Genomic DNA, 25,635 nt, shown 5'->3' with positions numbered 1-25,635 from the left:
TGAGGACCAACGAAGCAGCGGCTTCGAAGATCCATCAACATCGCAACGCTGCGGTTTCCAGCCTCCGCCGCTATCCTTCCCCTCCAGCTTAGGAGGACGAAATGCCCGAGATCCTGGTGCTCTACTACAGCCGCGGCGGTTCGGTGGCGCGGCTGGCGCGGCAGATCGCGCGCGGCATCGGCGAGGTCGAGGGCGTGTCCGCGCGCATCCGCACGGTGCCGCCGGTGGCGGCGGTGACGCAATCCGCGGCGCCCCCGGTGCCGGAGGACGGCGCGCCCTACGTCGAACCGCGCGACCTGGTCGAATGCGCCGGCCTGGTGCTTGGCAGTCCGACGCGCTTCGGCAACATGGCCGCGCCGGTGAAGTACTGGCTCGATGGCCTGGTCGGCGAATGGACCAGCGGCACGCTGGTCGGCAAGCCGGCGGCGGTGTTCACCTCGACCGCGACCATGCACGGCGGGCAGGAATCCACGCTGCTGACGATGATGGTGCCGCTGCTGCACCACGGCTGCGTGCTGATGGGGATTCCGTACACGGAAAGCGCACTGAGCAGCACGCGCAGCGGCGGCACGCCCTACGGCGCCTCTCACGTGGCCGGCGGTTCCGACGATCCGCAGCCGACCGAGGAGGAGGCACAGCTCGCACGCGCCCTCGGTCGCCGCCTGGCCGCGCTGGTCGCGAAGGTGGCCGTATGAACGCACGTCACATACTGGTCCTCGCGCTGCTGGCGCTGGCGGCGGTGTTCATCGCCTGGTTCGCGCCGCAATCCTCGCCCGTCGCCGAACTGCTGGTGTTCGCCTTCCCGCCGCTCGCGCTCGCCATGGGCGTGCTGCGCCGCATGCGCACCGCCCCGTTCTGGGCCGGCGTGCTGGGGCTGGCGTGGTTCAGCCACGGCGTGATGGTGGCCTGGTCGCGCCCGGCCGAACGGGGCTTCGCCCTGGCCGAGGTCGTGCTGGCGCTGGTCGTCATCTTCTCGGCGAGCCTGCCGGGCCTGCGCGCCCGCTTCGCGAAGACGAAATAGCTTTTGTAGCCCGGGTGAGCGCAGCGCACCCGGGTTGGCCTTCGGATGCATCTCCCGGGTGCGCTGCGCCCACCCGGGCTACAATTGCGCGCATCCCCACCGCGCGCACTTTCGATGGACCAGCTCTGCATCGTCACCACCGGCGGCACGATCGACAAGATCTACTTCGACGACAAGTCGGACTACCAGATCGGCGAGCCGCAGATCGGCGGCATCCTCCGCGAGCTGGGCGTGGCGTTCCAGTTCAACGTGATCCCGATCCTGCGCAAGGATTCGCTGCACATCACCGCCGAGGACCGCGAGCTGATCCGCGCCACCATCGCCGCCCAGCCTGCGCGCCACGTGCTGCTCACGCACGGCACCGACACGATGGTGGAAACGGCCAAGGTGCTGGCGAACCTCAAGGACAAGACCATCGTCCTGACCGGCGCGCTGAGTCCGGCGCGATTCCGCGGCTCGGATGCCGAATTCAACGTCGGCTGCGCGGTGGGCGCCGTGCAGTCGCTGCCGCCGGGCGTGTACATCGCGATGAACGGCCGCATCTGGGACCCGATGCAGGTCCGCAAGAATGTCGCGGCGAACCGCTTCGAGCCGCTCGCCTGAGCCATCGGCGATGCGGGCCGGCACGACACCGGCCCGCAACGCGCCCGATCAGAACGCGATCGACCACTGCCGCAGGCGGCCGGTGTCGCCCCGCGCGCCATCGTAGACGCGCAGACGCCACGTGCCGTCGAGCGGCTTGTTCGACAGGTCGAGTTCCACCGTCTTCACCAGGTTGTCCGCGCTGCCGCCGCTGCGGTTGTGCAGGTTGAACGGCGTGCCGTCGGGAGCGACGAGGTCGACCTTCAGGTCGCCGCGATACGTGTGCGCGATGTCGATCGACACCGACGCATTGGCGGGCGCCCTGCCGCCGCGACCGGACACCACGATCGGGCTCTCGACCGTGCGCAGGTCGAGGATCGGGACTTCCGTGGCGTTCGCGTAGGTCCTGCGCGCGCTCGTCGTCGCGGGCGTGTAGCGGCCCACCAGCGAGGCTCCGCTGTACGCGGCGTACCCGCGCACCAGCACGTAGTACGTGCCGGCCTGCGCGGCCCCGATGCTGCACGTCTCGGCATTGCCGGACCGGATCGAGCGGCACTGGTAGCTCGTCGTGGTCGGCGCGCTGCCGAACTTCACGTACAGGTCGGCGTCGCCCGTACCGCCGCTGGTGGCGAACGTCAGTCCGGTGGCACCCGCAGGCACGGCCAGCGTGAACAGCCGTTCGCCCAGCCTCGCACCCGACAGTCCGGTGACCGCCACGCCGTTGACCAGCGCGACGATCGGCGGCGGCATCACCGCTTCCACCGCCGCGCGCGCGTTGACGATGCCCGCGCCGATCGGCTGCGAGGGCGCCGACGGGAACGGCGTCGCGGTGGATTTCAGCAGCGCCTCGATCTGCGCCGGTGTCTTCGGCATCGGCGAAACCGACTGCATCAGCGCGACCACACCCGCGACGTGGGGCGCGGCCATGGACGTGCCGTGCAGCGCGGCGTACGACTCGGTCGTTGGCGAGGTCAGGCCGGCGTTGAGCGTCGAGAGGATGCCGACACCCGGCGCGGCGACGTCCACCGGCGAGCCGTGGTTGGAAAAGGACGCGCGCGTGCCGGTGGCCGTACTGGCGCCGACCACGATGACGTTGCGGCAGTTCGACGGCGTCGACAGCGATGCATCGATGTTCTCGTTGCCGGCCGCGACCACGACCGTGCTGCCGCGCGCGACAGCGACGTCGAACGCGTTCTGCATCGTGACGCCGCATGCGCTCCGTCCGCCCAGGCTGATGTTGATGACCTCGGCGGACGTCGTGTTGCCCGGCACGCCGGGCACCGCGCCGCCGGACGCCCAGATCACGCCGTCGGCGATGTCCGAGTCGTAGGCGCCGCAGCGTCCGAGCACGCGCACCGGCAGGATCTTGGCGCCGTACGCGACACCCGCCACGCCCTTGCCGTTGTGGGTGACCGCCGCGATCGTGCCGGCGACGTGCGTCCCATGCCACAGCGAGTTGCTCGCCGCGCTTCCGTAATCGCATTCGCCTGCCCTGACCCAGTCCCCCGGATCGCGTGCATCGGAATCGCGGCCGTCGCCATCGTTGCCCATCCACGCATCGCTGACGAAGTCGTACCCCGGCAGCACGTTCGCACCGAGGTCGCTGTGATTCACGATGCCCGAGTCGACCACGGCAACCACGACGCCGGCGCCGCTGGCGACATTCCATGCCTGGTCCGCACGGATGCCGTAGGCGCCGGCATAACCCCACTGCTCGCCATAACGCGTGTCGTTGGGCGTGAGCAGGGCGTGGTTGAGTTTGTCGACTTCGACGTACTCGACATCCGGGTCGGCCGCGAGGCGGCGCATCAGCGATTCGGCTTCGACGCGATCGAGCTTGCGGCTGGCACGGATCACGTCGGCGCCATTCGCCATGCGCCGCAGCGGTTGCAGTTGCGTGGCGCGGCCGGTGGTCGTCGCGGCGGCGCCCAGGGTCGAGCGCAGCACGGCGGCATCGCGCCGCGGCGCGGAGCCGTCGCGGTATCGGACGATGTAACGATCGGTGCCGGCGGGGACGTCGGTGCCGGACAGGTGGACCCGCGCGTCCTGTGCGAGGACGGGCGGGATGCCCGTCAAAGCCGCGAGCGCGGCGAACGAAAGCGCCCACAGGCGCCGGGCGCGCCGGGTGGCGTGCGATTGGAGGGACATGTTGGAGGTTCCGTTGAGAGCGGGACGCGCGCATGCGCGCGCACCGATCGTCGACGAGCCTTCGCCACGCCTTCCATGCGAAAGAATCCCGCGCGGCGGCGATGTCCACCGCGGCCCTCCAGGAGCCCCTCCCCCGCGTGGCGGGAGAGGGGTTCCATTCCGCACGAGGGGGAGGAGGTCGTGCGGGTTCCGCGCCTGCCGGAGCCGATCCGCCGGCCCCGGCTTCATCAGGACGTGTTCGTCAGAACGTGATCGACCAGCTGTTGATGTAGCCCGTGTCGGCGTTGGCGTTGTCGTTCACGCGCAGCTTCCACGTGCCGTTGAGCGGCTCGCTGGTCAGGTTCTTCGTGTACGTGCCGACGAGGTTGTCGGCGCTGCCGCCACTGCGGTTGCTGATGTTGTAGAGCGTGCCGTCGGGCGCGACGAGGTCCACCTTCAGGTCGCCCCGGTACGTGTGCACGATGTTGACGCTGACCGACGCGTTGCTCGGCGCGTTGCCCGTGCGGCCCGAAACGGTGATCGGGCTGTCGATGGTGGCGTTGTCGTTGATCGGATAGTCGGTCGCGTTCGTGTAGATCTGCGTGCCGCCACCGGGGGTACCGCCACGGAACGCGGCGATCGTCGCCTTGGTGTTCACCAGCACGCGCTGGTTGTGGCTGGTGGCCGCCGTGCCCATGGCGACACCGCCGTAGGTGACGTCGGGGTTCGACCAGTAGTTCAGGCGCGGGCAGCCGCCGCTGCAGTCGTAGGCCATGATCGTGCGCCAGGCGTTGTTCGGCGCGCGATAACCGTGGCCGTAGGCGTAGGGCGAGGTGCTCGGGTCGGTCGCGGGATCGTGCCGCGCCGATTGCAGGTGGCCGATCTCGTGCGCGAAGGAGTAATAGCCCGTCGCGCAATCCCAGTAAGCGGTCGCGAACGCGGTCGTCGCGCTGGAACCGATGCCCGACGCGAGGCCGCACGCGGAGCCGTCGTTGCCGATCAGCACGGCGACGTCGGCGGCGGTGCTGTCGCGCAGCGAGTGGATGCTGTCCATGTAGCCGTCGGACGTGCCGCGGAAACGCGACAGGTCGGTGCTCATGCCCACTTCGCTGTAGGCCACGCTGGTGTAGCCGGCGAGTTGCAGGTTGATGCCGACGTTGGAGTTGACGTACCCCTGGTTCGATTCGGCCACCGCCAGTTGCGCGAGCGCCTGCATGTCGCCGCCGTACGCGGACACCGCCGCGTTGGTCGCGACGACGAGCACGCGGATGGTCGCGGTCGGGCCCGGATCGATCGCCAGCGCGCCCACCATTCCCGACCGCGCCTGCATGTCGATCTGCGGCAGGTCGCGGAAGGCGGCGGGATGATCCGGCGGCATCGCATGTTCGTTGACTTCGATCACCGCGTGGCTGCCATCGGGCAGCGGGCGGATGCGGTACAGCTGCCCGTTCACGCGCACGTTGCCGGTGACGCCCTGTCCGCGCCGGACGAGGATCACCGAGTTGTTTCCGTCATGTCGCACTTCACGCGCCGTCATCGTGCGGAACTTCGCGGTCTCGCGCACGTGGCCGATCCAGGTGAGGCTGCCGTCGGGATTGGCGGTCGCCTGCTCGAGCACGGCCGTGACGTTCTTCAGGCCGAGATCAAGGCCGATTTCAGCGTTCTGCGCGGCGACCGCATCCGGGTTGGCGCGCAGCGCGCGCAGCGAAGCGGAGGCTGGTTGCGCGGCGAGGCGGCCGGCGGTGGCGGCCGATCCGGCCTGCACCTGCGCGGGACCGAGGAACAGCGGTTGCGCGGCGAAGGCCGCGCCGGAAACGACGAGTGCGCCGGCCGCGACCAGCAGCCGTGCGCGAAGCGAAGCGTTGCGGTTCATGGATGCGTTCTCCTGCGTGGATGGGTGTCCTTTCCCGCGTGATTTCGAGCGGGCGCGGCGGTGCCGATGCGAGTGCGAGCCCGACACTTCGTCACCCCTCACCCCAACCCCGCTCCCGTGGGGAGAGGGACTCGAAACCACGCGGCAACCCCGCTCCCGAGGCCCGGGAGCGGGTGTCGCACATGCCTGGAACAGATCAACCGGTGAAGCGGATCAGAACGTGACCGACCAGCTGTTGATGTACCCGGTGTCGCCGCCCGCGTTGTCGTTCACGCGCAGCCTCCACGTGCCGTTGAGCGGTTCGCTCGACAGGTTGAACGTCACCGTCTTGTTGACGTTGTCCGCGCTGCCGCCGCTGCGGTTGTGCACGTTGTAGAGGCTGCCGTCCGGCGCGACGAGGTCCACCTTCAGGTCGCCCTGGTAGGTGTGCACGATGGCGACGGTCACCGACGCATTCGTCGGCGCGTTGCCGCTGCGGCCGGACACCGTGATCGGGCTGTCGACCGTGGTGTTGTCGCCGATCGCGTAGTCGGTGCCGTTGGTGTAGGTCTGCGTGCCGCCACCGCCGGCGGTGTAGCTGCCGGTGAGGCTCAGCCCGGAGAACGCCGAATAGCCGCGCACCAGCACGTGGTAGGTGCCCGCCTGCGCGGTGGCGATGTTGCACGTCTCGGCGTTGGTGCTGCCTTCGGAGCGGCAGTCGTAGCTGGACGTGCTCGGCGCGCTGCCGAACTTCACGTACAGGTCGGCATCGCCGCTGCCGCCGGTGGTGACGAACTTCAACCCGGTGGCGCCCGCGGGAACGACCAGTGTGTAACGCAGTTCGGTGCCCGCACTGCCCGACAGGCCGGTCACCGGTACGCCGTTGGTGAGCGTGCCGGTCGGCGGCGGCGTGGTGCCGTTGGCGGCGTCGACCACGGCCTTCGCATTGAGGATGCCCGGACCGATCTGCTGCGACGGCGTGGACGGGAACGCGGTGACGTTCGCCTTGATGAGCGATTCCACCTGCGCCGGCGTCTTCGGCGTGGTCGCCACCGACTGCAGCAGCGCGACCACGCCCGCCACGTGCGGCGTCGCCATCGAGGTGCCGTTGTACGAGGCGTAGGTTTCCGAACCCGGCGTGGTCGAACCGCTGTTGAGCGTGGACAGGATGTTCGAACCGGGCGCCGCGATGTCGATCAGCGAGCCGTAGTTGGAGAAGCTCGAACGCGCGCCGGTGCTGGTGGTGGAGGCCACCGCGATGACGTTGTTGCAGTTCGCCGGCGAGGCGTTCGACACGTTGGTGTTGTCGTTGCCGGCGGCGATCACCAGCGTGGTGCCGCGCGAAACGGCGCTGTTGATCGCGCTCTGCGTGGTCGTGCCGCACGCGCCGCTGCCGCCGAGACTGAGGTTGATCACCTCGGCCGGGTTCGCGTTGGCGGGCACCCCGCTGACCGTGCCGCCGGAGGCCCAGATGATCGCGTCGGCGATGTCGGAGTCGTAACCGCCGCAGGTGCCCAGCACGCGCACCGGCACGATCTTCGCGCCGTACGCCACGCCGGCCACGCCCTTGGCGTTGTTGGTGACCGCGGCGATCGTGCCGGCCACGTGCGTGCCATGCCAGCTCGACGGCTGCGCGGCGTGCGAGAAGCCGCACTGGTTCGCGCTGACCCAGTCGCCCGGATCGCTCGGGTCGCTGTCGCGGCCGTTGCCGTCGTTCGACACGCTGGTGTCGATGATGAAGTCGTAACCCGGCAGCACGTTCGCCGACAGATCGCTGTGGCTGGTGATGCCGGTGTCGAGCACGGCGACGACCGAGCCCGCGCCGTTGGTCACGTCCCACGCCTGGTTGGCCTTGATGCCGTAGGTGCCCGAATAGCCCCACTGTTCGGAATAGCGCGTGTCGTTGGGCGTGAGATAGGCGCGGTTGAGCTTGTCGAGCTCGACGTACTCGACGTCCGGATCGGCCGCGATCTGGCGCATCAGCGATTCGGCTTCGACGCGGTCGAGCTTGCGGTCGGTGCGCACGACGTCGGCGCCGGTGGCGGTGCGGCGCACGTGCCGCACGCCAAGCGCCTTGCCGCCGGACACGGCGGCGGCGGTGCTCAACGCGCTCTGCAACGAGGCGGCATTGGCGCGCTGCGCGCTGCCGTCCCTGTACTTGACGATGAAGCGATCGCTGCCTGCCTGGGCGTCCAGCCCCGAGAGGTTGACACGCGCCTGCTGCGCGAGCGCCGGCGCGGCGAGCGCGGACGACAGGGCGATGGCGGTGGCGATCGAAAGCGCATGCGCGCGGAAACGACGGCTACGGCTACGTTCATCCTGGTGCATCGACATCTGGTGGAACCCCCGAAGTTGGAACTGCGTGATGGGAAGCCCGGCCTACCGGCGCGCGAGCGCCGTGCGGCCGGCCTTTGTGCGGCCGCCGCATCGAGGCGATCGGCCGTGCTGCCAGCTGACACCCCCGGTGCCGCATAACCTGCGACAGCCCGGCATCACGCACTCCGGGGTCCCGGCGGTCGCCCGCCCCCTGTTCCCGTGACCCCTGCCTGCGCAGCTGTCGGGACTTCCACCCCGCCCGGCCCGGTACCGGAAGGGGTCACGCGTCCGGCTGGAATCCGGGGCGCGTTTCAACTCAACGCGACATCTACCCCACGCCCCACCGTTCATCGAAGCGACAGTTAGCGCAAAGTCGAGTTCTGTGGATGGCGTCACCGTTCAGCGGCGGGGGCACGGACGATGCGCCCGGTGGACACCACAAACGCGAACGCCCCGCGATGCGGGGCGCTCTTGCGATGCAGCATGAGGATGGCGTGAAGGCGCGGTTCGACCGCTCAGAACATCCCGGTTTCCAGCCGCGCCGCCTCGGACATCATCGTGCGGTTCCACGGCGGGTCGAAGACCAGTTCGACGTCGGCTTCGGCGACGGTCGGGATCATCTCCAGCTTGTCGCGCACGTCGGCGACCAGGATGTCGCCCATGCCGCACGCCGGCGCGGTCAGGGTCATGCGCACCTCGACGCGGCGGCCGGGTTTTTCCGGATGCGGCAGGATGCGCGCCTCGTACACCAGGCCCAGGTCCACGACGTTGATCGGGATCTCCGGGTCGAAGCAGGTGCGCAGCTGGCGCCACACCATCTGCTCGACGGCGTCGTCGTCGGCGCCTTCGGGGAGTTCGAGCGGTTCGGGCGGTTCCTTGCCGATGGCGTCGGCGTCGCGGCCGGCGACGCGGAACAGGTTGCCCTCGACGAAGACGGTGTAGCTGCCGCCCAGGCCCTGGGTGATGTAGCCGACGCTGCCGGCCGGCAAGGTGACCTGTTCGCCCTGGGGGACCATGACGACGGCGCAATCGCGCTCGAATCGGACGGGTTCGCTGCTGCGGGAATACATGCCGGGAAGATTGGGGTGCCGGACCCCGGCACAAGGCCGTGCATTCTACCGGCAGCGCCTTCGCGCGGGCCGTCCGGCGACAACACGCAGCGTGCCGCGTGCGGCGTCCATGGGTGCGCGCGGTGTCTCGCGGCCTTGCCGGCTATGCTGTGCGGCCTGCCGTCGCTAGAGCGTTCGATGACCCCAGCCGCCCTGCCCGCCCGCCGCTCCACGTTCTTCTCGTGGTTGCTGTTGCTGCTGGGCGCCTTCGGTTTCGCCGCGGTCTGGGTGCTCGCGAGCCTCTACACGGGGCGCCAGCTGGGCTGGATGGCGGTGCTCGGCGCACTCGACATCGCCTGGATGCTGCGCCTGGGCGGCTGGCAACGGGGCCCGGGCCGCATGCTCGCAGGCGTCGGCGCGACCGCCGCCATCGTGATCGCCTCGAACTGGTTCATCACCGCGACCCAGCTGGGCGCGATGCTGGGGCTGGATCCATGGGATTCGGCGATGCGGCTGGGCTGGCATCACGCGTGGATCCTGGTGTCGCTGGCGAACCATGCGATGGACGCGGTGTGGATCGGCGTGGGGTTGCTGGTGGCGGCGTGGCTGTCGCGCTGAGGCCGCTTTCGCAGGGCTGCACGCGAGGGGACGAGAACTCCTCCAGGCACTGCCCGAACAACGCCACCGCCTGTTCGATCTCTCCCACCGACAATCCGCAATACCCCAGCAGCAGCCCCGCGCGATCCGGCGGCGCCCGGTAATACGGCGCGATCGGATACAGCCCCAGCCCCAGGCTGCGCGCCCGCGCGATGAACGCCTCCCCCTCTTCCGCGCTGCGATCGACCAGCCACACCACCAGGTGCATGCCGGCGTGCGAATCGTTGATCTGCAGCCGCCCGCGACTGCATCGGCGCAACCCCTCGAGCAGCGCGTCGCGGCGCTCCTTCAGCGTCTTCCACGCGCGGCGCAGGTGGCGTTCGAAGCCGCCATCGACGATGAACCGCGCCAGCGCCGCCTGTTCGATGCCGCACGAACCGAAGTCGTCCTGCCACTTCGCATTGACGAAATCCCCGCGCAGACCGGCGGGCACGACGAGGTAACCCAGCCGCAGCGACGGGAACATCGCCTTGGAGAACGTGCCGACGTAGATCACCCGATCGCCTTCGTCGAGCGAGCGCAACGCGGCGAGCGGACGCGCGTCGTAGCGGAATTCGCCGTCGTAGTCGTCCTCCAGGATCCAGCTGCCGTGCTGTCGCGCGTAATCCAGCAGTTGCAGCCGCCTCGGCAGCGACAGCACCGCGCCGCTCGGGAACTGGTGCGAGGGCGTGACGCAGATCAGCTTGGGCGGCGTGGCCGGAAGTTCGCCGACCTTCATGCCGTTGTCGTCGACCGCCAGCGTGGTCACTTTCGCGCCGTGGATCTGCAGTGCCTCGCGCATCGCCGAATAGTGCGGCTCCTCCAGCAGCGCCTCGTCGCCGGGGTCGAGCAGCACGCGCGCGGTGAGCGCGACGGCCTGCTGCGTTCCGTCGACGATCACCACGTCCTGCGGCTCGGCCTGGATGCCGCGCCGCCGCGCGAGGTAATCGCACACCGCCTCGCGCAACGCGGGCACGCCTTGCGAGGCGGGATAGTTCGGCGAGGTGTACGCCGCCGCATGCGCGAGTTCGCGCGCCCAGGCGCTGGTCAGCGCCGGGTTCGCCAGCGGCACGCCGTACTGGAAGGCGTAACGCACGCCGGGGATCGCGCGACCGGGAATGCGCAGGTGGTCGTGCACGATGCGCGCGCGCCGCGCGAACTGCGATTGCGGCGGCAGCGGCGAATCGACCGCGTGCAGCGGTCGCGCGTTCTGCAGCGGAGGCGTCACGTAGCTGCCCGAACCGACGCGGCCATCGACGAAGCCTTCCGCGCGCAGTTGTTCGTACGCGGCCAGCACAGTGTTGCGCGAAAGCCCGAGCTCGCGGGCGAGCTGGCGCGTGGCCGGCAGCCGCGCGCCCTCGCTGACGCGGCCGGCGAAGACCGCGTTCTTCAGCGCCCGGGTCAGTTGCGCGTGGAGCGGGCCGCGGCCGTCGAGCTGGAGGTGCATGGCCGCTCTCCCTGAAGCGCCAAAAGGCGATTGGCTCCATTCAACCGCCCCCGATTGGCCCTTGCCAGTGCCAATTCGGCGCGGCCTCATAGGGCCATTCGCCCGCCGCCGGAGAGCGCCGATGAAAGCGACCGCCCGCCCCTTCGCCTCGTCCCGCATTCACCCGGGCCGTTCGCGCCCCGCCCTGTGGGCCTGGATCGCGCTCGGCGGCCTGGCCATCGCCAGCGCGGACATGCTGTTCGCGATGGCCTGGTGGGCGCAGTCAGGCACCCCGCCGGCGCGGATCCTGCAGTCGGTGTGGGCGTGGATCGCGGGCCGCGAGGCGGCGTTCGGCGGCGGCGCGATCACCGCGTTCGCCGGCGCGGCGCTGTACTTCGTGCTGATGTCGGCGATCGTTGCGATCTACCACGCCGCCGCGCGCGAGCACCGCGTCCTGCGCGAACGTCCGCTGCTGCCGGGCGCGCTGTATGGCGCGGCGTGGTTCGTGCTCCTGCACGTCGTCCTGGTGCCGGTGTTCTCGGCGGCGCCGCCGAAGCGCTTCCTGCCGGACTGGAACCTCGCGTGCCTGCTTGCGCACGTGGTGCTGATCGGGATTCCTGCGGCGTGGATGGCGCGGCGGTGGTATGGGGGCGTGCGTTGACGCAAGCGCAGCGGTGGCTCCCTCCCCTTCGAACGTAATCAAACGCGATCGGTTGCGCCCGGTTCGCGCTTGACGGCTCCCCGTCCGCTTCGCTTGCCCGGGCTACAAGAGCGCGGCTTCGGGCGCGGACGCGGTCCAAATGGCCCCTGGCCACACCTCCGGATTGGTTCTCCAAACGCCACACCAACGCAACTAGCGTGGGGCCAATGGCGCGTTGCGCCGACTGGACCTTCGACATGCCGTTGCACAGACACGTCATGCCCTGCCCGTTCGCAGCCGACGGCGATGCGCACGCCGCCGATGGCTGGCATTTCATCGCCGGCGGCGGCGCGGGATCGCTGCAGCTTCCACCCGCCTGGCCGTCGCTCTGGCTGCCGATGCGCGGGCGCCTGTCGATGCAGGCGCAGGACGCACGCTGGACGCTGATCGGCGGCCAGGCGCAGCTGTGGCGTGCCGGCGCGCTGTGCATGCAGGCCTCGCGCGACGCACGCTGGTTCGCGTTGACCGCCGCACCGGCGACGTGGAACGACGCGTTCGCGAACATGCATGCGGACGCAACGTGCATCGAGGAAGAACCGCTTCCGTGGCGCGGCGATCCGGGCGACGACGTGCAAGCCGCCATCGAACGACTCGCGCATGACGACGCGGCGCTGGCATCGCTGATCCCCGCATTGATCGGACGCCAGCGCGACGTCGCCGCGTGCCTGCCGCGCTGTCGCGGACGCACGCTCGCGCATCGGCGCCAGGCGCTGCTGCGGTTGCTGCATCTTCGCCACCTGATGCAGTGCCATGTCGAGACCGACGACGACGCGGCCATCGACGTATCGTGGCTCGCCGCGCGCGCTCACTACTCGCCCGGCCACCTCATCCGCCTGCACCGTGCGGTGTTCGGCGAAACGCCGAGCGATTACTTCACGCGGCTGCGCCACGCGCGCGCATGGGAACTCGTGCGCGAGACGGATATGCCGGTGGCGACGATCACGCACCGGCTCGGGTTCGAAAGCCAGAGTGCGTTCTGCCGCGCGTTCAAGCACGCCTTCGGCATGACCGCCACGCAGGCGCGCCGCGGGGAGACCGACGCATGCGCGGCGTGACGCGGCGCGCCGCGGGCTGGGGCCTGCTCGGTGGCGTGGTCGCCGGGACGCTCGACATGCTCTACGCCACGGGCTTCTGGACGCTGCATGGCGTGGCATCGCAACGCATCTTCCAGAGCGTCGCGGCGGGCGCGCTCGGAACCGCTGCGTATGCCGGCGGATGGACCACGGCGATGCTCGGCCTCGCCCTGCATTACCTCATCGCCGCAATGATGGGCCTGGCGTATGCGTGGGCGGCGCGCGACGCCCTGGCGCTGCGCGACCGCCCGTGGCGCCTTGGCGCGCTGTACGGACTGGTGCTGTACGCATTCATGACCTTCGTCGTCGTGCCGCTCTCGGCGTCGCCGCGCAGCGCGACCTTGCCGGTGTCGTGGACCGTGTGCAGCGTGATCGCGCACGTCGCGCTCGTCGGCTGGCCGTGCGCGTGGTTCGCGCGGCGCGGCTGGGACGGCCGATGGTCGCGAAGACCGGTATCGCACGCATTCGTCGATTCCACGACCTGACCGCACTTCCCCCTCGCTCGCGCGCCCGCACGGAGCACGCGGCGCCGCACCGCGCGCATGCGGCCCGCACATGCATGGAGTCATGCCATGAACGTAGTGAAACCCGCCCTGCTCGCCGTGCTGGCCGCGAGCGCGATGATGGTCCTGCCGGCGAGCGCCGGCGAATGCAGGAAGATCCACGCGGACCTCGACGAGGTCCAGTCCACCCAGGGCTGCAATCCCGGCCTGAGCGGCTGCTTCCTCGGCGAAGTCGACGGCAACCACGGCCTGCGCGGCACCACGCACTTCAATTCCGACAGCGCGGTGCAGACGAGCCCGTCGACCTCGCCGAACTTCATCATCTACAGCGGACCGTTCGAATACCGCACCGGCCGCGGCACCATCGTCGCGCGCGAAACCGGAGCGACGACGCGCGGCAGCGAGGGCGTGGTGACGGCGTACCAGCAGATCGTGTCGGGCACCGGCGAATTCGCGGGCGTGACGGGCTATTTCTTCGTCAGCGGGCACAAGAGCGGGGGCACCGTCGACACCTTCGTCAACGGTGAAATCTGCGCGCCGTGAGCGATCGGCCAGCGCCGTTGCCGACGGGCGACGGCGCTGGATTCACGGCCTGCGCTGCGGCAGGACCTGAACGTCGCCGCGCGAAAACAGCGGCACGCAGTGCGTCATTGCGTTCAAAATAGCGCCTTTCGTGGAGCAGGGCCGGGGACGCATGCGCATTGGAATCGACTTCGGCACCAGCTATTCGGCGGCCGGCGCGGTCGTGGACGGCCAGGTGCAGCTGATCCGCTTCGGCGATGCGCGGCAGTTCCGCACGACCGTGTTCTTCCCGCAGCGCCTGCCGGACGTGCATCAGTTCGAACTGACCGACGCACTGCAGGAGCAGGCCCGGCAGTGGGCGGCCACCGCGAAGAGCGGACAGACGCGCGAGATCGCGCGACTGGACGCGCTGCGACGCGACGCGATGAACCAGCCCGCGCACCGGCGCGCCGAGGCGCTGGCGCAGATCCCGACCCTGCGCAGGCGCAGCGACGACGAGCTCTGGCGCGCGGCCGTCGCCGCGGTGCGTCGCGACTGGGCCGCCACTCAGGTGCGCGAGGCGATGGAAGCGAAGGCCGACGTCGGCAACGCGCTGTACGGCGATGAGGCCGTCGATGCGTTCCTGTCGGCCGGGGAAGGCCATCTCGTCGTTTCGCCCAAGTCGATGCTCGGCTACAAGCTGGAAGCGCACGCGCGCGACGTGCTGCTCGGCATCGCCACGCACATCCTGCGTCACATCCGCATCACCGCATCGGAGCAGCTCGGGACCGACGTGCGCGCCGCGGTGCTCGGCCGGCCCGTGCAGTTCCGCAGTTCGATGAAGGAAGCCGGTGGCGTGCAGGCGCTGGAAATCCTGACCGATGCCGCCAATGCCGCCGGCTTCGAGGACGTGAGCTTCCTCGAGGAACCGTCCGCGGCCGCCTACGGTTATCACCGCAGCGTCGATCGTCCGCGCCGCACGATGATCCTCGACATCGGCGGCGGCACGACCGACATGGCGTTGGCCGACGTCGGCGGCGATGCACCGGTGCCGGTGATCCGCGGGTCGTGGGGCCAGCCGGTGGGCGGCACCGACGTGGACCTGGAACTGAGCCTGCGCGGGGTGATGCCGGTCTTCGGCAAGGGGGTCACGCCGACGCCGGTGCATCGCTACTCCGAGGCGTCGCACGTGCAGGACCTGCAGCGCCAGGCGAGTTTCCGCGCCGCGAACTTCGACGACGTCGCATCGCCGTATCGCGAGCGCCTTCATGCGCTGAAGCGATCCGGCCACACCGTGCGTCTGAACCGCGCGGTGGAGCGCGCCAAGATCGAGCTCGGCGAGCAGGCCAGCGTCACGCTGGAACTCGACTACATCGAGGACCACCTGCGTTGCACGATCGACCAGGCGCGCCTGCACGAGGCCGCGCAGCGGCCGTTCCTGTTCCAGCTGCGCGAGCTGATGCACGCGGCGAAGGGCGGTGCCGCGCAGGCGCCCGAGGTGGTGTATCTCACCGGCGGCATGTCGCGTTCGCCGTACGTGCCTGCGCTGGCGGCGGAAGTATTCCCCGATGCGCGGATCGTGCGCGGCGACGCATCGCTCGGCGTGGTGACCGGACTGGCGCACGCAGCGGCGGCATAGTGCCTGCAACGTCCGCCGCTCCTGCAAGGAGAGCGGCGGACATTGGCGTCGTCAGTGTCCGCCGCCGTCGAGCGTCTTCAGCTCGCTCACCAGCGCGCTCGCCATTTCCGCCCCATCGCCGTAGAGCATGCGCGTGTTGTCCTGGTAGAACAGCGCATTCTCGATGCCGGCGAAGCCCGTGCCCTTGCCGCGCTTGATCACGATGGTGTTCTTCGAATTGGCGACGTCGAGGATCGGCATGCCGTAGATCGGCGAGGCCGGATCGGTCTTCGCCACCGGATTCACCACGTCGTTCGCGCCGATCACCAGCGACACGTCGGTGTTGGGGAATTCCGGGTTGATGTCGTCCATGTCGGCGATGAGGTCGTAGGGCACGCCGGCCTCGGCGAGCAGCACGTTCATGTGACCGGGCATGCGTCCGGCGACGGGATGGATGGCGAACTTCACCTTCACCCCGCGCTCCATCAGCTTCTGCGTGAGTTCCCAGATCTTGTGCTGCGCCTGCGCCACGGCCATGCCGTAGCCGGGCACGATCACCACGCGCTCGGCGTAGGCCATCATCGCCGCGACGTCGCCGGCTTCGATGGGCTTCTGGGAGCCGGTGATCGCGTCCTGCGCCTGCCCGCCGCCGCCGAAGTTGGAGAACAGCACGTTGCGGATCGGCCGGTTCATCGCCTTGGCCATCAGCTGCGTGAGCAGCGTGCCCGCCGCACCGACCATGGTGCCGGCGATGATCAGCGCCTCGTTGCCCAGCACGTAGCCCTCGAATGCGACCGCAAGACCGGTGAGCGCGTTATAGAGCGAGATCACCACCGGCATGTCGGCGCCGCCGATGGGCAGCGTCATCAGCACGCCCAGCGCGAGCGCCAGCACGAAGAAGCCGACGATCGCCGGCACGCTGAGCGAATGCACGACGATGCCGCCGAGCACCAGCATCGCGACGAATACCGCGAGGTTGAACAGCTGTTGTCCCGGGAAAACGACGCGCTTGTCGAGGCGGCCGTCGAGCTTGGCCCACGCGACGATCGAACCCGACAGCGAGATAGCGCCGATCGCCGCGCCGATCACCGCCAGCACCAGCGCCGTCGGCGACGGTGCCTGTCCGACGGACGCGAAACGCAGCAGTTCCACCGCGCCGATCGCCGCCGCCGAGCCGCCGCCCATGCCGTTGTAGAGCGCGACCATCTGCGGCATGTCGGTGATGGCGACCTTCCTGCCGGAGATCCACGCGGCTGCGGTACCGATCACCAGCGCGGTCACGATCAGCGGCAGGTTGTGCAGTCCGGGGAGCAGGAACGTCGCGGCGGTGGCGATCACCATGCCCAGGCCCGCCCAGCGGATGCCGCTGCGCGCGGTCACCGGCGAGGCCATGCGTTGCAGGCCCAGCAGGAACAGCGTGGCGGCGACGAAGTAGCTGGCGGAAGCGACCCAGACGAGCACGTTCGCCGTGGCGCTCATGCCTTGCCTCCGGGCTTCCGGCTCGACTTGAACATCTCCAGCATCCGCTCGGTCACCACGTAACCGCCCGCCGCGTTGCCCGCGCCGAGCAGCACGGCGAGGAAGCCGATGGCCTTCTCCAGCGTGGTGTCGGCATGGCCGAGCACCACCATCGCGCCGATCAGCACGATGCCGTGGATGAAGTTGGAACCCGACATCAGCGGCGTGTGCAGGATCACCGGCACGCGCGAGATGATCACGTGGCCGGCGATGGCCGCCAGCATGAAGATGTACAGCGCCACGAACCCGTCGCCCATCATGCATCCCCATCGAGTTGTCGTCGGCATCATAACCGCGGATGAATGCGGCGCCAGTCGTGTCAACCGGCCCGGCGCCGGGGCGTTCCCCTTCCCGCAAGGCCACCCGGGCCGACACGAGGAAGGACCGCGACGCATGACCGCATCGACCATCGCCCCGCGCGCCGGGACCGCTGGCGTCGGCATCGCCCCGGACCCCGTATGCTCCGACGCGTGAACCGCGAAACCGAAGACGACGCGCCGTCCGCTTCCGCGGCGGACGCACACGCACAGGCAGTGTCCGCGCCGGGCGCGGCGCCCGACGCCGCGCCGGAACGGCTGCCGGCGTCGCTGGAGGAATTCCTCGCCGGCATCGGCACGCGCGCGTTCCGTTTCGCCGAGCTCGGCCTGCGCAATCGCGACGACGCGCTAGACGCGGTGCAGGACGCGATGATGAAGATGCTCGTCTACCGCGAGCGCCCGGTGCCGGAATGGACGCCGCTGTTCTGGAGCATCCTGCGCAGCCGCATCGTCGACGTGCAGCGGCGCCGCACCTTCCGCCTGCGCTGGCTGATGCCGACGCCGGAGCGCGAGGACAGCGCGCTGGACTGGGCCGACGACGCGCCCGATCCCTCGCGCGCCCACGAGGGGCGCGAGGCCTACGGCAAGCTCGCCGATGCGCTGGGCACGCTGCCGGCCCGGCAACGCGAGGCGTTCACGCTGCGCGTGCTGGAGGAACTCGACGTCGCCACGACCGCGCGGGCGATGGGATGCAGCGAAGGCGCGGTGAAGACCCATCTGTCGCGCGCACGCGAAGCGCTGCAGCGGCAACTGGAGGATTGGCGATGACACGCGAGCACGACCCCATGACCCCACACGGCGGGACCACCCACGACGACCGCTTCGACCAGGCCATGCGCGAGCTGCACGCGCAGGCCGTCACGCAGGTGTCCTCCGCCACCCGCGCGCGCCTGCGCGTGGCCCGCAACGCCGCTGCCCGGCCGGCCGTGCCGCGTGCGCGGCTCCATGGGGGCAAGGCCGGTTGGGGCGCGGGCAACTGGATGCTCGGCAGCGGCCTCGCCGCGGTGTTCGCGGTGGCGATCGGCCTGCAGCTGCGGCCGTCGCAGGCGCCCGTGCCCACCGCCGCACCGCCGGCCGTTTCGGTCGCGACGACCGAACCCGCGATCGCCTTCGACGCCGATACCGCCGTCGCGGCGCTCGACGAAAACCCCGACCTGTACCTGTGGCTCGCGTCCAACAGCGACGCCGTGCCTGCCCTGGAGCCGTGACATGCGCATCGCCCTGACGTCCCTCGCCTTCGCACTGCTGATCGCCAGCGCGCCGGTGCTGGCCGCCGATCCGCCGGCCGCCCCGGCCAATCCGCTGCCCGCATGGGAGCAGCTGACGCCGGCGCAGCGCGACACCCTGCTCGCGCCGATCCGCGATCGCTGGAACGCCCAACCCGACGAACGCGCGCGCATGCTCGAACGCGCCCAGCGCTGGCAGCAGATGACGCCCGAACAGCGCAAGCGCGCGCGCCATGGCATGCAGCGCTGGGAAAGCATGAGTCCCGAGCAGCGCGAGCAGACCCGCGCGCTGTTCGCGAAGATGCGCACGCTCGACGAACCCCAGCGCAAGGCGCTCAAGGTGAAGTGGCGCGCGATGTCGCCGGAGGAACGCCGCGTGTGGGTGCAGGCCAACCCGGCGCCGGCCGACATGCCGCCGGGGCCGCCGCCGCGGGATTGATCGCGCGTCGCCGAGGCTTCCCGCATCCCGCCCCTCCCGGCTAAAGCCGGGACCCGCATCCGCAGCCGGTCGCACCCCCGCATCCCGGAACCTTCCGCTACGATGCGGAAAAACCGGCACGGGGAGCAACGATGGCGGGCATCACCATTGGCGTGGCGGGTGAGACCGCACGCGGCGAGCGCCGCGTTGCACTGACGCCCGAAACCTGCAGGAAACTCGTCGCCCTCGGCGCGCGCGTACGCGTGCAGCGCGGCGCTGGCCTGCGTTCGGCCTTCACCGACGACGCCTATGCCGAGGCCGGCGCGGAGCTGGTCGACACCGCCGCCGATGCGCTGCGCGAAGCCGACGTCGTGCTCTGCGTGCAACCGCCTTCCTCGCCGACGCTGATGAGCCTGCGCAAGGGCGCGGCGATCGTCGGCCTGCTCGCGCCGCAGGTCGATGCCGCGCGCGGCGAGGCAATCAACGCGCGCAACCTCATCGCCTTCCCGCTCGAACGCCTGCCGCGCACCACGCGTGCGCAGGCGATGGACGTGCTCAGCTCGCAGGCGGGCATGGCCGGCTACAAGGCGGTGCTGATCGCCGCGCAGCTCGCGCCGCGCTTCTTCCCGATGCTGACCACCGCCGCCGGCACGATCCGGCCGTCGAAGGTGCTGATCGTCGGCGCGGGTGTGGCGGGTTTGCAGGCGATCGCCACCGCCAAGCGCCTGGGCGCGCAGGTCGAAGGCTTCGACGTGCGACCGGAAACGCGCGAGCAGATCGAATCGCTGGGCGGACGCTTCCTCGATCTCGGCGTCAGCGCCGCGGGCGAAGGCGGCTATGCGCGCGCGCTCACCGACGAGGAACGCGCCGAGCAGCAGCGCCGTCTCGCCGAACACCTGAAGAACGTGGACGTCGTCGTCTGCACCGCCGCGGTGCCGGGCCGACCCGCGCCGAAGATCGTCACCGCCGCGATGGTCGCGGGCATGCGTCCGGGCAGCGTCATCGTCGACCTCGCCGCGGAAACCGGCGGCAACTGCGAACTCACCCGTCCGGGCGAGACGATCGACATCGGCGGCGTGACCGTCGCCGGACCGCTCGACCTGGCGAGCATGGGCGCGGTGCACGCCAGCGAGATGTACGCGCGCAACGTGCTGAATTTCGTGAACCTGTTCGTGACCGGCGACGCCTCGCGCGAAGGGCGGCTGGCCCTGGACTGGGGCGACGAACTGCTGGCGAAGACGGTGTGGCCGGAGCGGGTGGTTGCGGCTGCGGTGGCTGCGGCTGCGACGTAGGGCGAGGCTGGTTCGGTTGGGGTTGCCGGTCATTCGAGCGAAGTCGGTCGGCTTGGGCCGCCTGCGTGGCAATGACGATCAGACGTGGCAACGCAGCAACGGGGGTCGAGGCGTCGCGATGTTGCGATGGAAGTTGCGCGTGCGCGTGCGCATGCGTCGCGGCTGATGTTGTAGCCCGGGTAAGCGAAGCGCACCCGGGAACGCGGCCGCCTCTCCAACCCGGGTGCGCTTCGCTTGCCCGGGCTACAAAAGAACATCGTCGTCCCGAAACATCGCCGCCCGAAACACCGTCATCCCAGAACATCGTCATCCCGGCGAAGGCCGGGACCAGACCCGCAACGCACGGGCACTCCTGCACCGGCAAACCACGTCACCGTCATTCCAGCGAAAGCTGGAGCCATTTTGTTGTTGCTGATGTTGTAGCCCGGTAAGCGAAGCGCACCCGGGAACGCGACCGCCTCTCCAACCCGGGTGCGCTTCGCTTACCCGGGCTACAAAAGAACATCGTCGTCCCGGAACATCGCCGCCCGAAACACCGTCATCCCAGAACATCGTCATCCCGGCGAAGGCCGGGACCAGGCCCGCAACGCACGGGCACTCCTGCACCGGCAAACCACGTCACCGTCATTCCAGCGAAAGCTGGAGCCATTTTGTTGTTGCTGATGTTGTAGCCCGGGTAAGCGAAGCGCACCCGGGAACGCGACCGCCTCTCCAACCCGGGTGCGCTTCGCTTACCCGGGCTACAAAAGAACATCGTCGTCCGGGAACACCATCATCCCAAGCAGTTCACCGATGAAAGAGTGCCCGTGCGAAGTGCCGGCAAGCTACCCCTTCATCGCAACGCCGGTGAAAGACCCCACCGTCAGCACAAATCCACTCAGCGCGTGGCCGACGCCCGATCCAGGTGCCGCTTCACCTGACGCATCGCCTCGTCGAAGGCGGTGCGCTCCGCGCCGATGGTCAGTCGACCGGCGCCGGCGAGCGAAGCGAGTTCCTCCGCCGAGGCGACCAGCACGCGCAGGCCGCGACGGTTCACCAGCAGGTAGCGCGAGGTGAGCGGGCTGAGCCAGGCGACCTTCACCGCCGTGCTCTCGCCTTCGGTACTGGTCAGACGCAGCCAGTCGCCGACTTCCAGCGTGCGCATGCGGTCGGCGAGCAGCGGATCGTGGCGCACCTCGTCGGTGCCGCCGGCCAGCCACAGGCGGCGCTCGGCCTCGCCCGCATCGTCCTCGGGCATCGCCAGCGGCGACACCGGGCGCTGGCGGCGCGGCGTGTCGGGCGTCGCCAGCGCACGCACCAGGCCGGCCATGCCGTGCTGCGCGGCGCTGTCGTCCAGGCCGGAACTGGCCAGGCATTCGATGATCGCCGGCTGCAACGCGAGCAACTGGTCGGCCAGCTCGCGACCGCGGCCTTCCTCGGCCAGGCGATCGGCCATCACCAGCGCATCGCCGAGCGCGATGGCTTCGGCGTGGCGACGCTGGTCGGTGTTCTCGCGCAATAGCATCTGCACCAGATGATGGCGCCACGGCATGGCGAGGAAATCCGCCACCGCCTGCGTCAGCGTCGAGTCGGCCAGGCGCTCTTCCAGCGCCGATTCGGCCTGCGCGCGCGCGGCGCCGAGGCGCTCGCGGCCGTAGGTTGCCTTGGCGGCGCGCTGCTCCTGCAGTTCGAAACGACGGCGCTGCTGCGCGAGGAGGGCGTCGAGCTCGGCGTGCGCCATCTCGAACACCGCCAGGTCCTCGTTGTAATCGGCGACGATGCGTTGCGAGATCTCGGTGGCGCGATCGAGCAGCTCGCGATCCTGCGGGGTTTCGCCGTCGTTGCCTTCGCAGGCTTCGGTGATCGCGTCGAGCAGCCGGCGCGCCGGGTGTTCACGCTTGACGAACACGGCGTTGTCGGTGAGCGCGACCTTGACGTATGGCAGCACGAGGCGCGCGTACAGGCGACGCGCACGATCCTGCAGCGCGTTGTGGTGGAACAGAGAATCGAACAGCATCGCGACCAGGTCGATCGCATCCTCTTCTTCCGGACTGAAGCAGGCCTGGTCCGGGTTGAGGCCCAACCGGCGCGCGCCGTCCTGGAGGTGGTCGCGAATGGTCTCGCCCAGCCGGCCCGACACGGCCAGCGCACGGGCGAACGCATCCGGCGGCTCGGCCTGCAGCAGCGAGGCGACGCTGAGGATCTCGTCCACGCGCATTTCGCGGCGCTGCATGACCGGGCGATCGGACATGCCGGCGGGACCTGCGGCCACGTCGCCGCGGGAGATCGAATCGCGCCACGCATGCAACTGGCTGCGCAGCTGCGCCAGTTCCTGCGCCATCGACGCGATGTCCTGTTGCGACATCGGCGGACTGGACGGACGTGCCGGCGGCGGGCCGTACTCCGGTGCCCCGAACCCGTCCTGGGGTGGATAGGCGCCGTAACCAGGTGCGGGCGGGGCGGGCTCGTTCCGCCGGAAATTCTCCTGCGAACGCGCGATCGGCGCGCCATAGCCCGAACTGCCTAGCAGCGCGTTCACGCGCGCGTAGAGATCGCCGAGCAGGCGGATCAGTTCGTTTTCGTAATGACGGAACAGCCGTCCGCGCAGCGTGTCGGGTACCTGCGCATCCTGAAGGGTCTGCGAGAACGCGGTGACCAGGCGCTCCGGGCCGATCGGGTTCGTCCCCGACGGCACGCGCATCGTGTCGGAGAGCGTCTGCAGGCGCCCCTGCAGCGTGTCCAGCGGGCGCGCGAAGCGCGCCACCAGCGATTCGTTGAGGCGACCGCTGGCCAGTTCGTATTCCAGCTGCTGTTCGTCGAGCAGGCGCAGCGGGACGTCACCGCCGCTGCGGATGCGCAGCGCGCGGAAGTCGTCGAAGGCCTGCGCGATCTGCTGGCGGAACTTCATGACGTGCGTGGCCTGATGCTGGCGCAGCATCCACAACGCCGCCTGTTCCTCATAATGGTTGGTCTTGCCGTCGCCCTTGAGCATGGCGACCTTCAGGGCATCCTCGACCGGGCCATAGAGCGTGCCCGGCAGGCCGCCGAGGACCTCCAGGGACAGACGCTTGATTTCCTCGAGCACGCGCAAGGGATCGGTACGCGTGGCTTGAGCGACGCCGTGCGGGTAGCCGGACACTTCGATGTCCCCTGTTACATCCTGAAGCGGAGCGAAGATTTGAAGCTGAAGTTAGGACCGAACCTGCCGCTTGCCGGCAGTTCCCCGGCACATAGTGGCAAGATACGACACCTCTTGCAGGCCCACATTAGACAATTGTGACTGATGTCGCTAAACACTTCTGATACCCGGCAAATCGATCAGGCCCTGGCGGGTCTGGACGCCCGCCGGTCGGTGCCGCCGAAGCAGCTCGGCGAGCCCGCTCCCGACCCGGACACCCTCCTGCGCATGCTCCAGTCGGCCGTCCGCGTGCCCGACCACGGCAAGCGCGTGCCCTTCCGTTTCCTGAGCTTCCGGGGCGAGGCCCGGCACGCCTTCGGCGAGCGCCTGGCCGCCCGCAGCCGCGAGCGCGACCCGGAGGCCAGCGAGGCGGTGTTCGAGAAGGACCGTACGCGATTCTCGCACGCCCCACTGGTGCTGGCGGTCATCGCCCGGCTTGGGCCGGACGAAAAGATTCCTGAATCCGAGCGGTTCTCCACGGCCTCCTGCGTCTGCTTCGCCCTGCTCCAGGCCGCCCAGGCGCTTGGGTTCGGCGCGATCTGGCTGACCGGCTGGCTGGCCTACGACGCCGAAGTCGCCGGCTGGCTGGGCCTGGCCGAACACGAGCGCGTGGTCGGCTACATCCACATCGGCACGCCGAAGCTGGACGCCCCCGAACGCGAACGCCCCGACCCGCACGAGCTGCTGTCCGAATGGACGCCGGCATGAGCACGCCCGTCGCCACGGCGTCCGCATCGTCGGGCACGCTCTATCTCGTCGACGCGAGCATGTACGTGTTCCGCGCGTGGCATTCGATGCCCAACGAGTTCCACGACACCGAGGGCTGGCCGACCAACGCCGTGCACGGCTTCGCGCGGTTCCTGCTGGAGCTGCTCGACCGCGCGCGCCCGCAGCACATCGCCATCGCCTTCGATGAAGCGCTGGACTCGTGCTTCCGCAACGCGATCTACCCGGCCTACAAGGCCAATCGCGAATCGGCGCCGGAAGAGCTGCGCCGCCAGTTCGTCCACTGCCGCACGCTGTGCGCGGCGCTCGGGCTGGCGGTGCTCTCGCACGGCGAGTACGAGGCCGACGACCTGATCGGCAGCGCCGTGGCGGCCTCGCGCGCGCATGGGTTCCGCTCGGTGATCGTCTCGGCCGACAAGGATCTCTCGCAGCTGCTGGGCGACCACGACGAGCAGTGGGACTTCGCCAAGGGCCAGCGCTGGGGCGCGGCCGGCGTGCCGGAGCGCCACGGCGTGGGCGCGCACCAGATCGCCGACTACCTCGCGCTGACCGGCGACGCGGTGGACAACATCCCGGGCGTGCCGGGCATCGGCGCCAAGACCGCCGCCGCGCTGCTGGCGCACTTCGGCACGCTCGACGCGCTGCTCGATCGGGTGGAGGAAGTGCCGTTCCTGCGTCTTCGCGGTGCCGCGTCCACCGCCGCGAAGCTGCGACAGCACCGCGACCAGGCGTTGCTGTGCCGTCGGCTGACGACGATCGCGCTGGATGCGCCGCTGGGCGAGACCTCGCTGCATTTCGCACGCGGCGCGGCGGACGCGGCGATCCTCGGGGCGCTGTGCGATGGCCTGCGCTTCGGCCCGATGACGCGCCGGCGGCTGTACCAGTCGGCCGGGCTCGACTTCGCTCCGTCACAGGCTCCGTAATAGCATCGGGCGATCACCCTCGACGCGAACCGCATGAACGCGAACCCCGCCGGACACGACGAAAACGAACCCATCGAAACCCTGTACGAAGGCCCGTGGCTGCGCATGCTGCGGCGCGGCCGTTGGGAATACGTGGAACGCACGACCGGCGAAGGCATGGCGGTGATCGTCATCGCCGTGACGCCGCAGGACAAGCTGCTGTTCGTCGAGCAGTTCCGCGTGCCGCTGGGCGCGCCGACGATCGAAATGCCGGCCGGCCTGGTCGGCGACAACCACGACACCGACACGCTGGAAGCCGCCGCGGGGCGCGAGCTGATCGAGGAAACCGGCTGGGCCGCGCAGCGCCTGGAAGTGCTGCTGGTCGGTCCCACTTCGGCCGGCATGAGCAGCGAACGCATCGCCTTCGTGCGCGCGCGCGGGCTTTCCAGGGTCGGCAGCGGCGGCGGTGTCGACAACGAGCAGATCACCGTGCACGAAGTCCCGCGCGCGCAGGCGCCGGCGTGGCTGATGCAGAAGCAGCGCGAGGGCTATGAGCTCGATCTCAAGCTCTGGGCGGGCCTGTGGATGCTCGAGCACAACCCGGACGGCTCGCCGGCGGATTGATCCGCCGCCCCACTGCGCGAGCTTTTGCCTTTGTAGCACGGGTAAGCGAAG

At 69.8% G+C, this 25,635-nt stretch carries 20 protein-coding genes and 6 pseudogenes; 15 read left to right on the top strand and 11 right to left on the bottom strand.

All coding sequences use genetic code 11. The features are described 5' to 3' along the window. Positions 1–101: 101 nt before the first annotated feature. From wrbA to AC3ANK_RS04030, 3 genes are all read left to right on the top strand, one after another. Positions 102–695 carry an NAD(P)H:quinone oxidoreductase gene (gene wrbA, locus AC3ANK_RS04040; protein ID WP_484172187.1) on the top strand — a complete coding sequence of 198 codons (594 nt, stop codon included), beginning with the start codon at positions 102–104 and terminating at the stop codon, positions 693–695. Continuing rightward, positions 692–1,021 (top strand): DUF2069 domain-containing protein, encoded by a 330-nt coding sequence (locus AC3ANK_RS04035; RefSeq protein ID WP_206859856.1) that lies wholly within the window; start codon positions 692–694, stop codon positions 1,019–1,021. The genes wrbA and AC3ANK_RS04035 overlap by 4 nt, the downstream gene beginning before the upstream one ends. Before the next feature lie 114 nt (positions 1,022–1,135). Then, on the top strand, positions 1,136–1,624 hold the full coding sequence (locus tag AC3ANK_RS04030) for an asparaginase domain-containing protein (RefSeq protein ID WP_484172186.1): 489 nt from the start codon (positions 1,136–1,138) through the stop codon (positions 1,622–1,624). Between the two features lie 48 nt (positions 1,625–1,672). Here the strand turns inward: AC3ANK_RS04030 and AC3ANK_RS04025 are convergent. The 8 genes and pseudogenes from AC3ANK_RS04025 to pdxR form a co-directional block, all read right to left on the bottom strand. Further along, positions 1,673–1,903: pseudogene (locus tag AC3ANK_RS04025) on the bottom strand (proprotein convertase P-domain-containing protein); the annotation flags it as partial. A 132-nt stretch (positions 1,904–2,035) separates the two neighbouring features. Beyond that, positions 2,036–3,751: pseudogene (locus tag AC3ANK_RS04020) on the bottom strand (S8 family peptidase); the annotation flags it as partial. 241 nt (positions 3,752–3,992) lie between these two features. Next, entirely contained in the window at positions 3,993–4,184 is a 192-nt protein-coding gene (locus tag AC3ANK_RS04015) for a proprotein convertase P-domain-containing protein (protein WP_484172834.1), read from the bottom strand. 171 nt (positions 4,185–4,355) lie between these two features. After that, positions 4,356–5,603, bottom strand: a pseudogene (locus AC3ANK_RS04010) (zinc-dependent metalloprotease); the annotation flags it as partial. A 213-nt stretch (positions 5,604–5,816) separates the two neighbouring features. After that, positions 5,817–5,999 (bottom strand): annotated as a pseudogene (locus AC3ANK_RS04005) (proprotein convertase P-domain-containing protein); the annotation flags it as partial. Between the two features lie 177 nt (positions 6,000–6,176). Beyond that, positions 6,177–7,910 (bottom strand): annotated as a pseudogene (locus tag AC3ANK_RS04000) (S8 family peptidase); the annotation flags it as partial. 503 nt (positions 7,911–8,413) lie between these two features. Next, a complete protein-coding gene (sufT, locus tag AC3ANK_RS03995; RefSeq protein WP_206859861.1) occupies positions 8,414–8,968 on the bottom strand; it encodes a putative Fe-S cluster assembly protein SufT in 555 nt (184 codons plus the stop codon). A 433-nt stretch (positions 8,969–9,401) separates the two neighbouring features. Beyond that, a complete protein-coding gene (gene pdxR, locus AC3ANK_RS03990) occupies positions 9,402–11,030 on the bottom strand; it encodes a MocR-like pyridoxine biosynthesis transcription factor PdxR (protein ID WP_484172185.1) in 1,629 nt (542 codons plus the stop codon). A gap of 121 nt (positions 11,031–11,151) precedes the next feature. Here pdxR and AC3ANK_RS03985 point away from each other — a divergent pair, with 121 nt between their 5' ends. The 5 genes from AC3ANK_RS03985 (at position 11,152) to AC3ANK_RS03965 (ending at position 15,425) form a co-directional block, all read left to right on the top strand. Beyond that, the gene (locus tag AC3ANK_RS03985) at positions 11,152–11,670 is read left to right on the top strand and encodes a hypothetical protein (RefSeq protein WP_206859863.1); all 519 of its coding nucleotides are present in this window, start codon (positions 11,152–11,154) and stop codon (positions 11,668–11,670) included. A gap of 236 nt (positions 11,671–11,906) precedes the next feature. Then, on the top strand, positions 11,907–12,764 hold the full coding sequence (locus tag AC3ANK_RS03980) for a helix-turn-helix transcriptional regulator (protein ID WP_484172184.1): 858 nt from the start codon (positions 11,907–11,909) through the stop codon (positions 12,762–12,764). Then, complete coding sequence (locus tag AC3ANK_RS03975; protein WP_484172183.1) at positions 12,752–13,267, top strand: hypothetical protein; 516 nt, start codon at positions 12,752–12,754, stop codon at positions 13,265–13,267. The genes AC3ANK_RS03980 and AC3ANK_RS03975 overlap by 13 nt, the downstream gene beginning before the upstream one ends. Positions 13,268–13,354: 87 nt before the next feature. After that, positions 13,355–13,828, top strand: a complete 474-nt coding sequence (locus tag AC3ANK_RS03970) for a hypothetical protein (RefSeq protein ID WP_206859866.1) — start codon at positions 13,355–13,357, stop codon at positions 13,826–13,828. Between the two features lie 151 nt (positions 13,829–13,979). Beyond that, complete coding sequence (locus tag AC3ANK_RS03965) at positions 13,980–15,425, top strand: Hsp70 family protein (RefSeq protein WP_206859867.1); 1,446 nt, start codon at positions 13,980–13,982, stop codon at positions 15,423–15,425. 51 nt (positions 15,426–15,476) lie between these two features. Here the strand turns inward: AC3ANK_RS03965 and AC3ANK_RS03960 are convergent. Together AC3ANK_RS03960 and AC3ANK_RS03955 are read right to left on the bottom strand one after the other, a co-directional pair. Then, positions 15,477–16,841 (bottom strand): annotated as a pseudogene (locus AC3ANK_RS03960) (NAD(P)(+) transhydrogenase (Re/Si-specific) subunit beta); the annotation flags it as partial. Positions 16,842–16,879: 38 nt separating this feature from the next. Continuing rightward, the gene (locus AC3ANK_RS03955; protein WP_206859869.1) at positions 16,880–17,179 is read right to left on the bottom strand and encodes an NAD(P) transhydrogenase subunit alpha part 2; all 300 of its coding nucleotides are present in this window, start codon (positions 17,177–17,179) and stop codon (positions 16,880–16,882) included. Between the two features lie 201 nt (positions 17,180–17,380). Between AC3ANK_RS03955 and AC3ANK_RS03950 the strand changes: the two genes are divergently transcribed. The 4 genes from AC3ANK_RS03950 (at position 17,381) to AC3ANK_RS03935 (ending at position 20,175) form a co-directional block, all read left to right on the top strand. Then, complete coding sequence (locus AC3ANK_RS03950; protein WP_484172182.1) at positions 17,381–18,007, top strand: RNA polymerase sigma factor; 627 nt, start codon at positions 17,381–17,383, stop codon at positions 18,005–18,007. Positions 18,008–18,024: 17 nt separating this feature from the next. Further along, positions 18,025–18,447, top strand: coding sequence for a hypothetical protein (locus AC3ANK_RS03945; protein WP_484172181.1), 423 nt, complete (start codon positions 18,025–18,027; stop codon positions 18,445–18,447). Position 18,448: 1 nt separating this feature from the next. Beyond that, a complete protein-coding gene (locus AC3ANK_RS03940) occupies positions 18,449–18,904 on the top strand; it encodes a DUF3106 domain-containing protein (RefSeq protein WP_206859872.1) in 456 nt (151 codons plus the stop codon). A 131-nt stretch (positions 18,905–19,035) separates the two neighbouring features. Continuing rightward, a complete protein-coding gene (locus AC3ANK_RS03935; protein ID WP_484172180.1) occupies positions 19,036–20,175 on the top strand; it encodes an NAD(P) transhydrogenase subunit alpha in 1,140 nt (379 codons plus the stop codon). 877 nt (positions 20,176–21,052) lie between these two features. Here the strand turns inward: AC3ANK_RS03935 and AC3ANK_RS03930 are convergent. Beyond that, the gene (locus AC3ANK_RS03930) at positions 21,053–23,293 is read right to left on the bottom strand and encodes a DUF1631 family protein (protein WP_484172179.1); all 2,241 of its coding nucleotides are present in this window, start codon (positions 23,291–23,293) and stop codon (positions 21,053–21,055) included. Positions 23,294–23,437: 144 nt separating this feature from the next. On the opposite strand from AC3ANK_RS03930, the gene AC3ANK_RS03925 reads away from it, so the two are divergent. From AC3ANK_RS03925 to AC3ANK_RS03915, 3 genes are read left to right on the top strand one after another with little or no spacing between them, the layout of a single operon-like run. Further along, positions 23,438–24,040 carry a nitroreductase family protein gene (locus tag AC3ANK_RS03925; protein WP_484172178.1) on the top strand — a complete coding sequence of 201 codons (603 nt, stop codon included), beginning with the start codon at positions 23,438–23,440 and terminating at the stop codon, positions 24,038–24,040. Continuing rightward, positions 24,037–24,981: a 5'-3' exonuclease gene (locus AC3ANK_RS03920; protein WP_484172177.1), complete on the top strand. Its 945-nt coding sequence runs from the start codon at positions 24,037–24,039 to the stop codon at positions 24,979–24,981. Before AC3ANK_RS03925 ends, AC3ANK_RS03920 begins: the two co-directional genes overlap by 4 nt. Before the next feature lie 33 nt (positions 24,982–25,014). Beyond that, positions 25,015–25,584 (top strand): NUDIX hydrolase, encoded by a 570-nt coding sequence (locus AC3ANK_RS03915; RefSeq protein ID WP_206859877.1) that lies wholly within the window; start codon positions 25,015–25,017, stop codon positions 25,582–25,584. The last annotated feature ends 51 nt before the right edge of the window (positions 25,585–25,635 follow it).

It is taken from the genome of Lysobacter sp. SCRH-1R (assembly GCF_057747855.1).
Note: the sequence above shows the minus strand (reverse complement) of the source record. Positions and strands in the feature narration are given on the sequence as shown.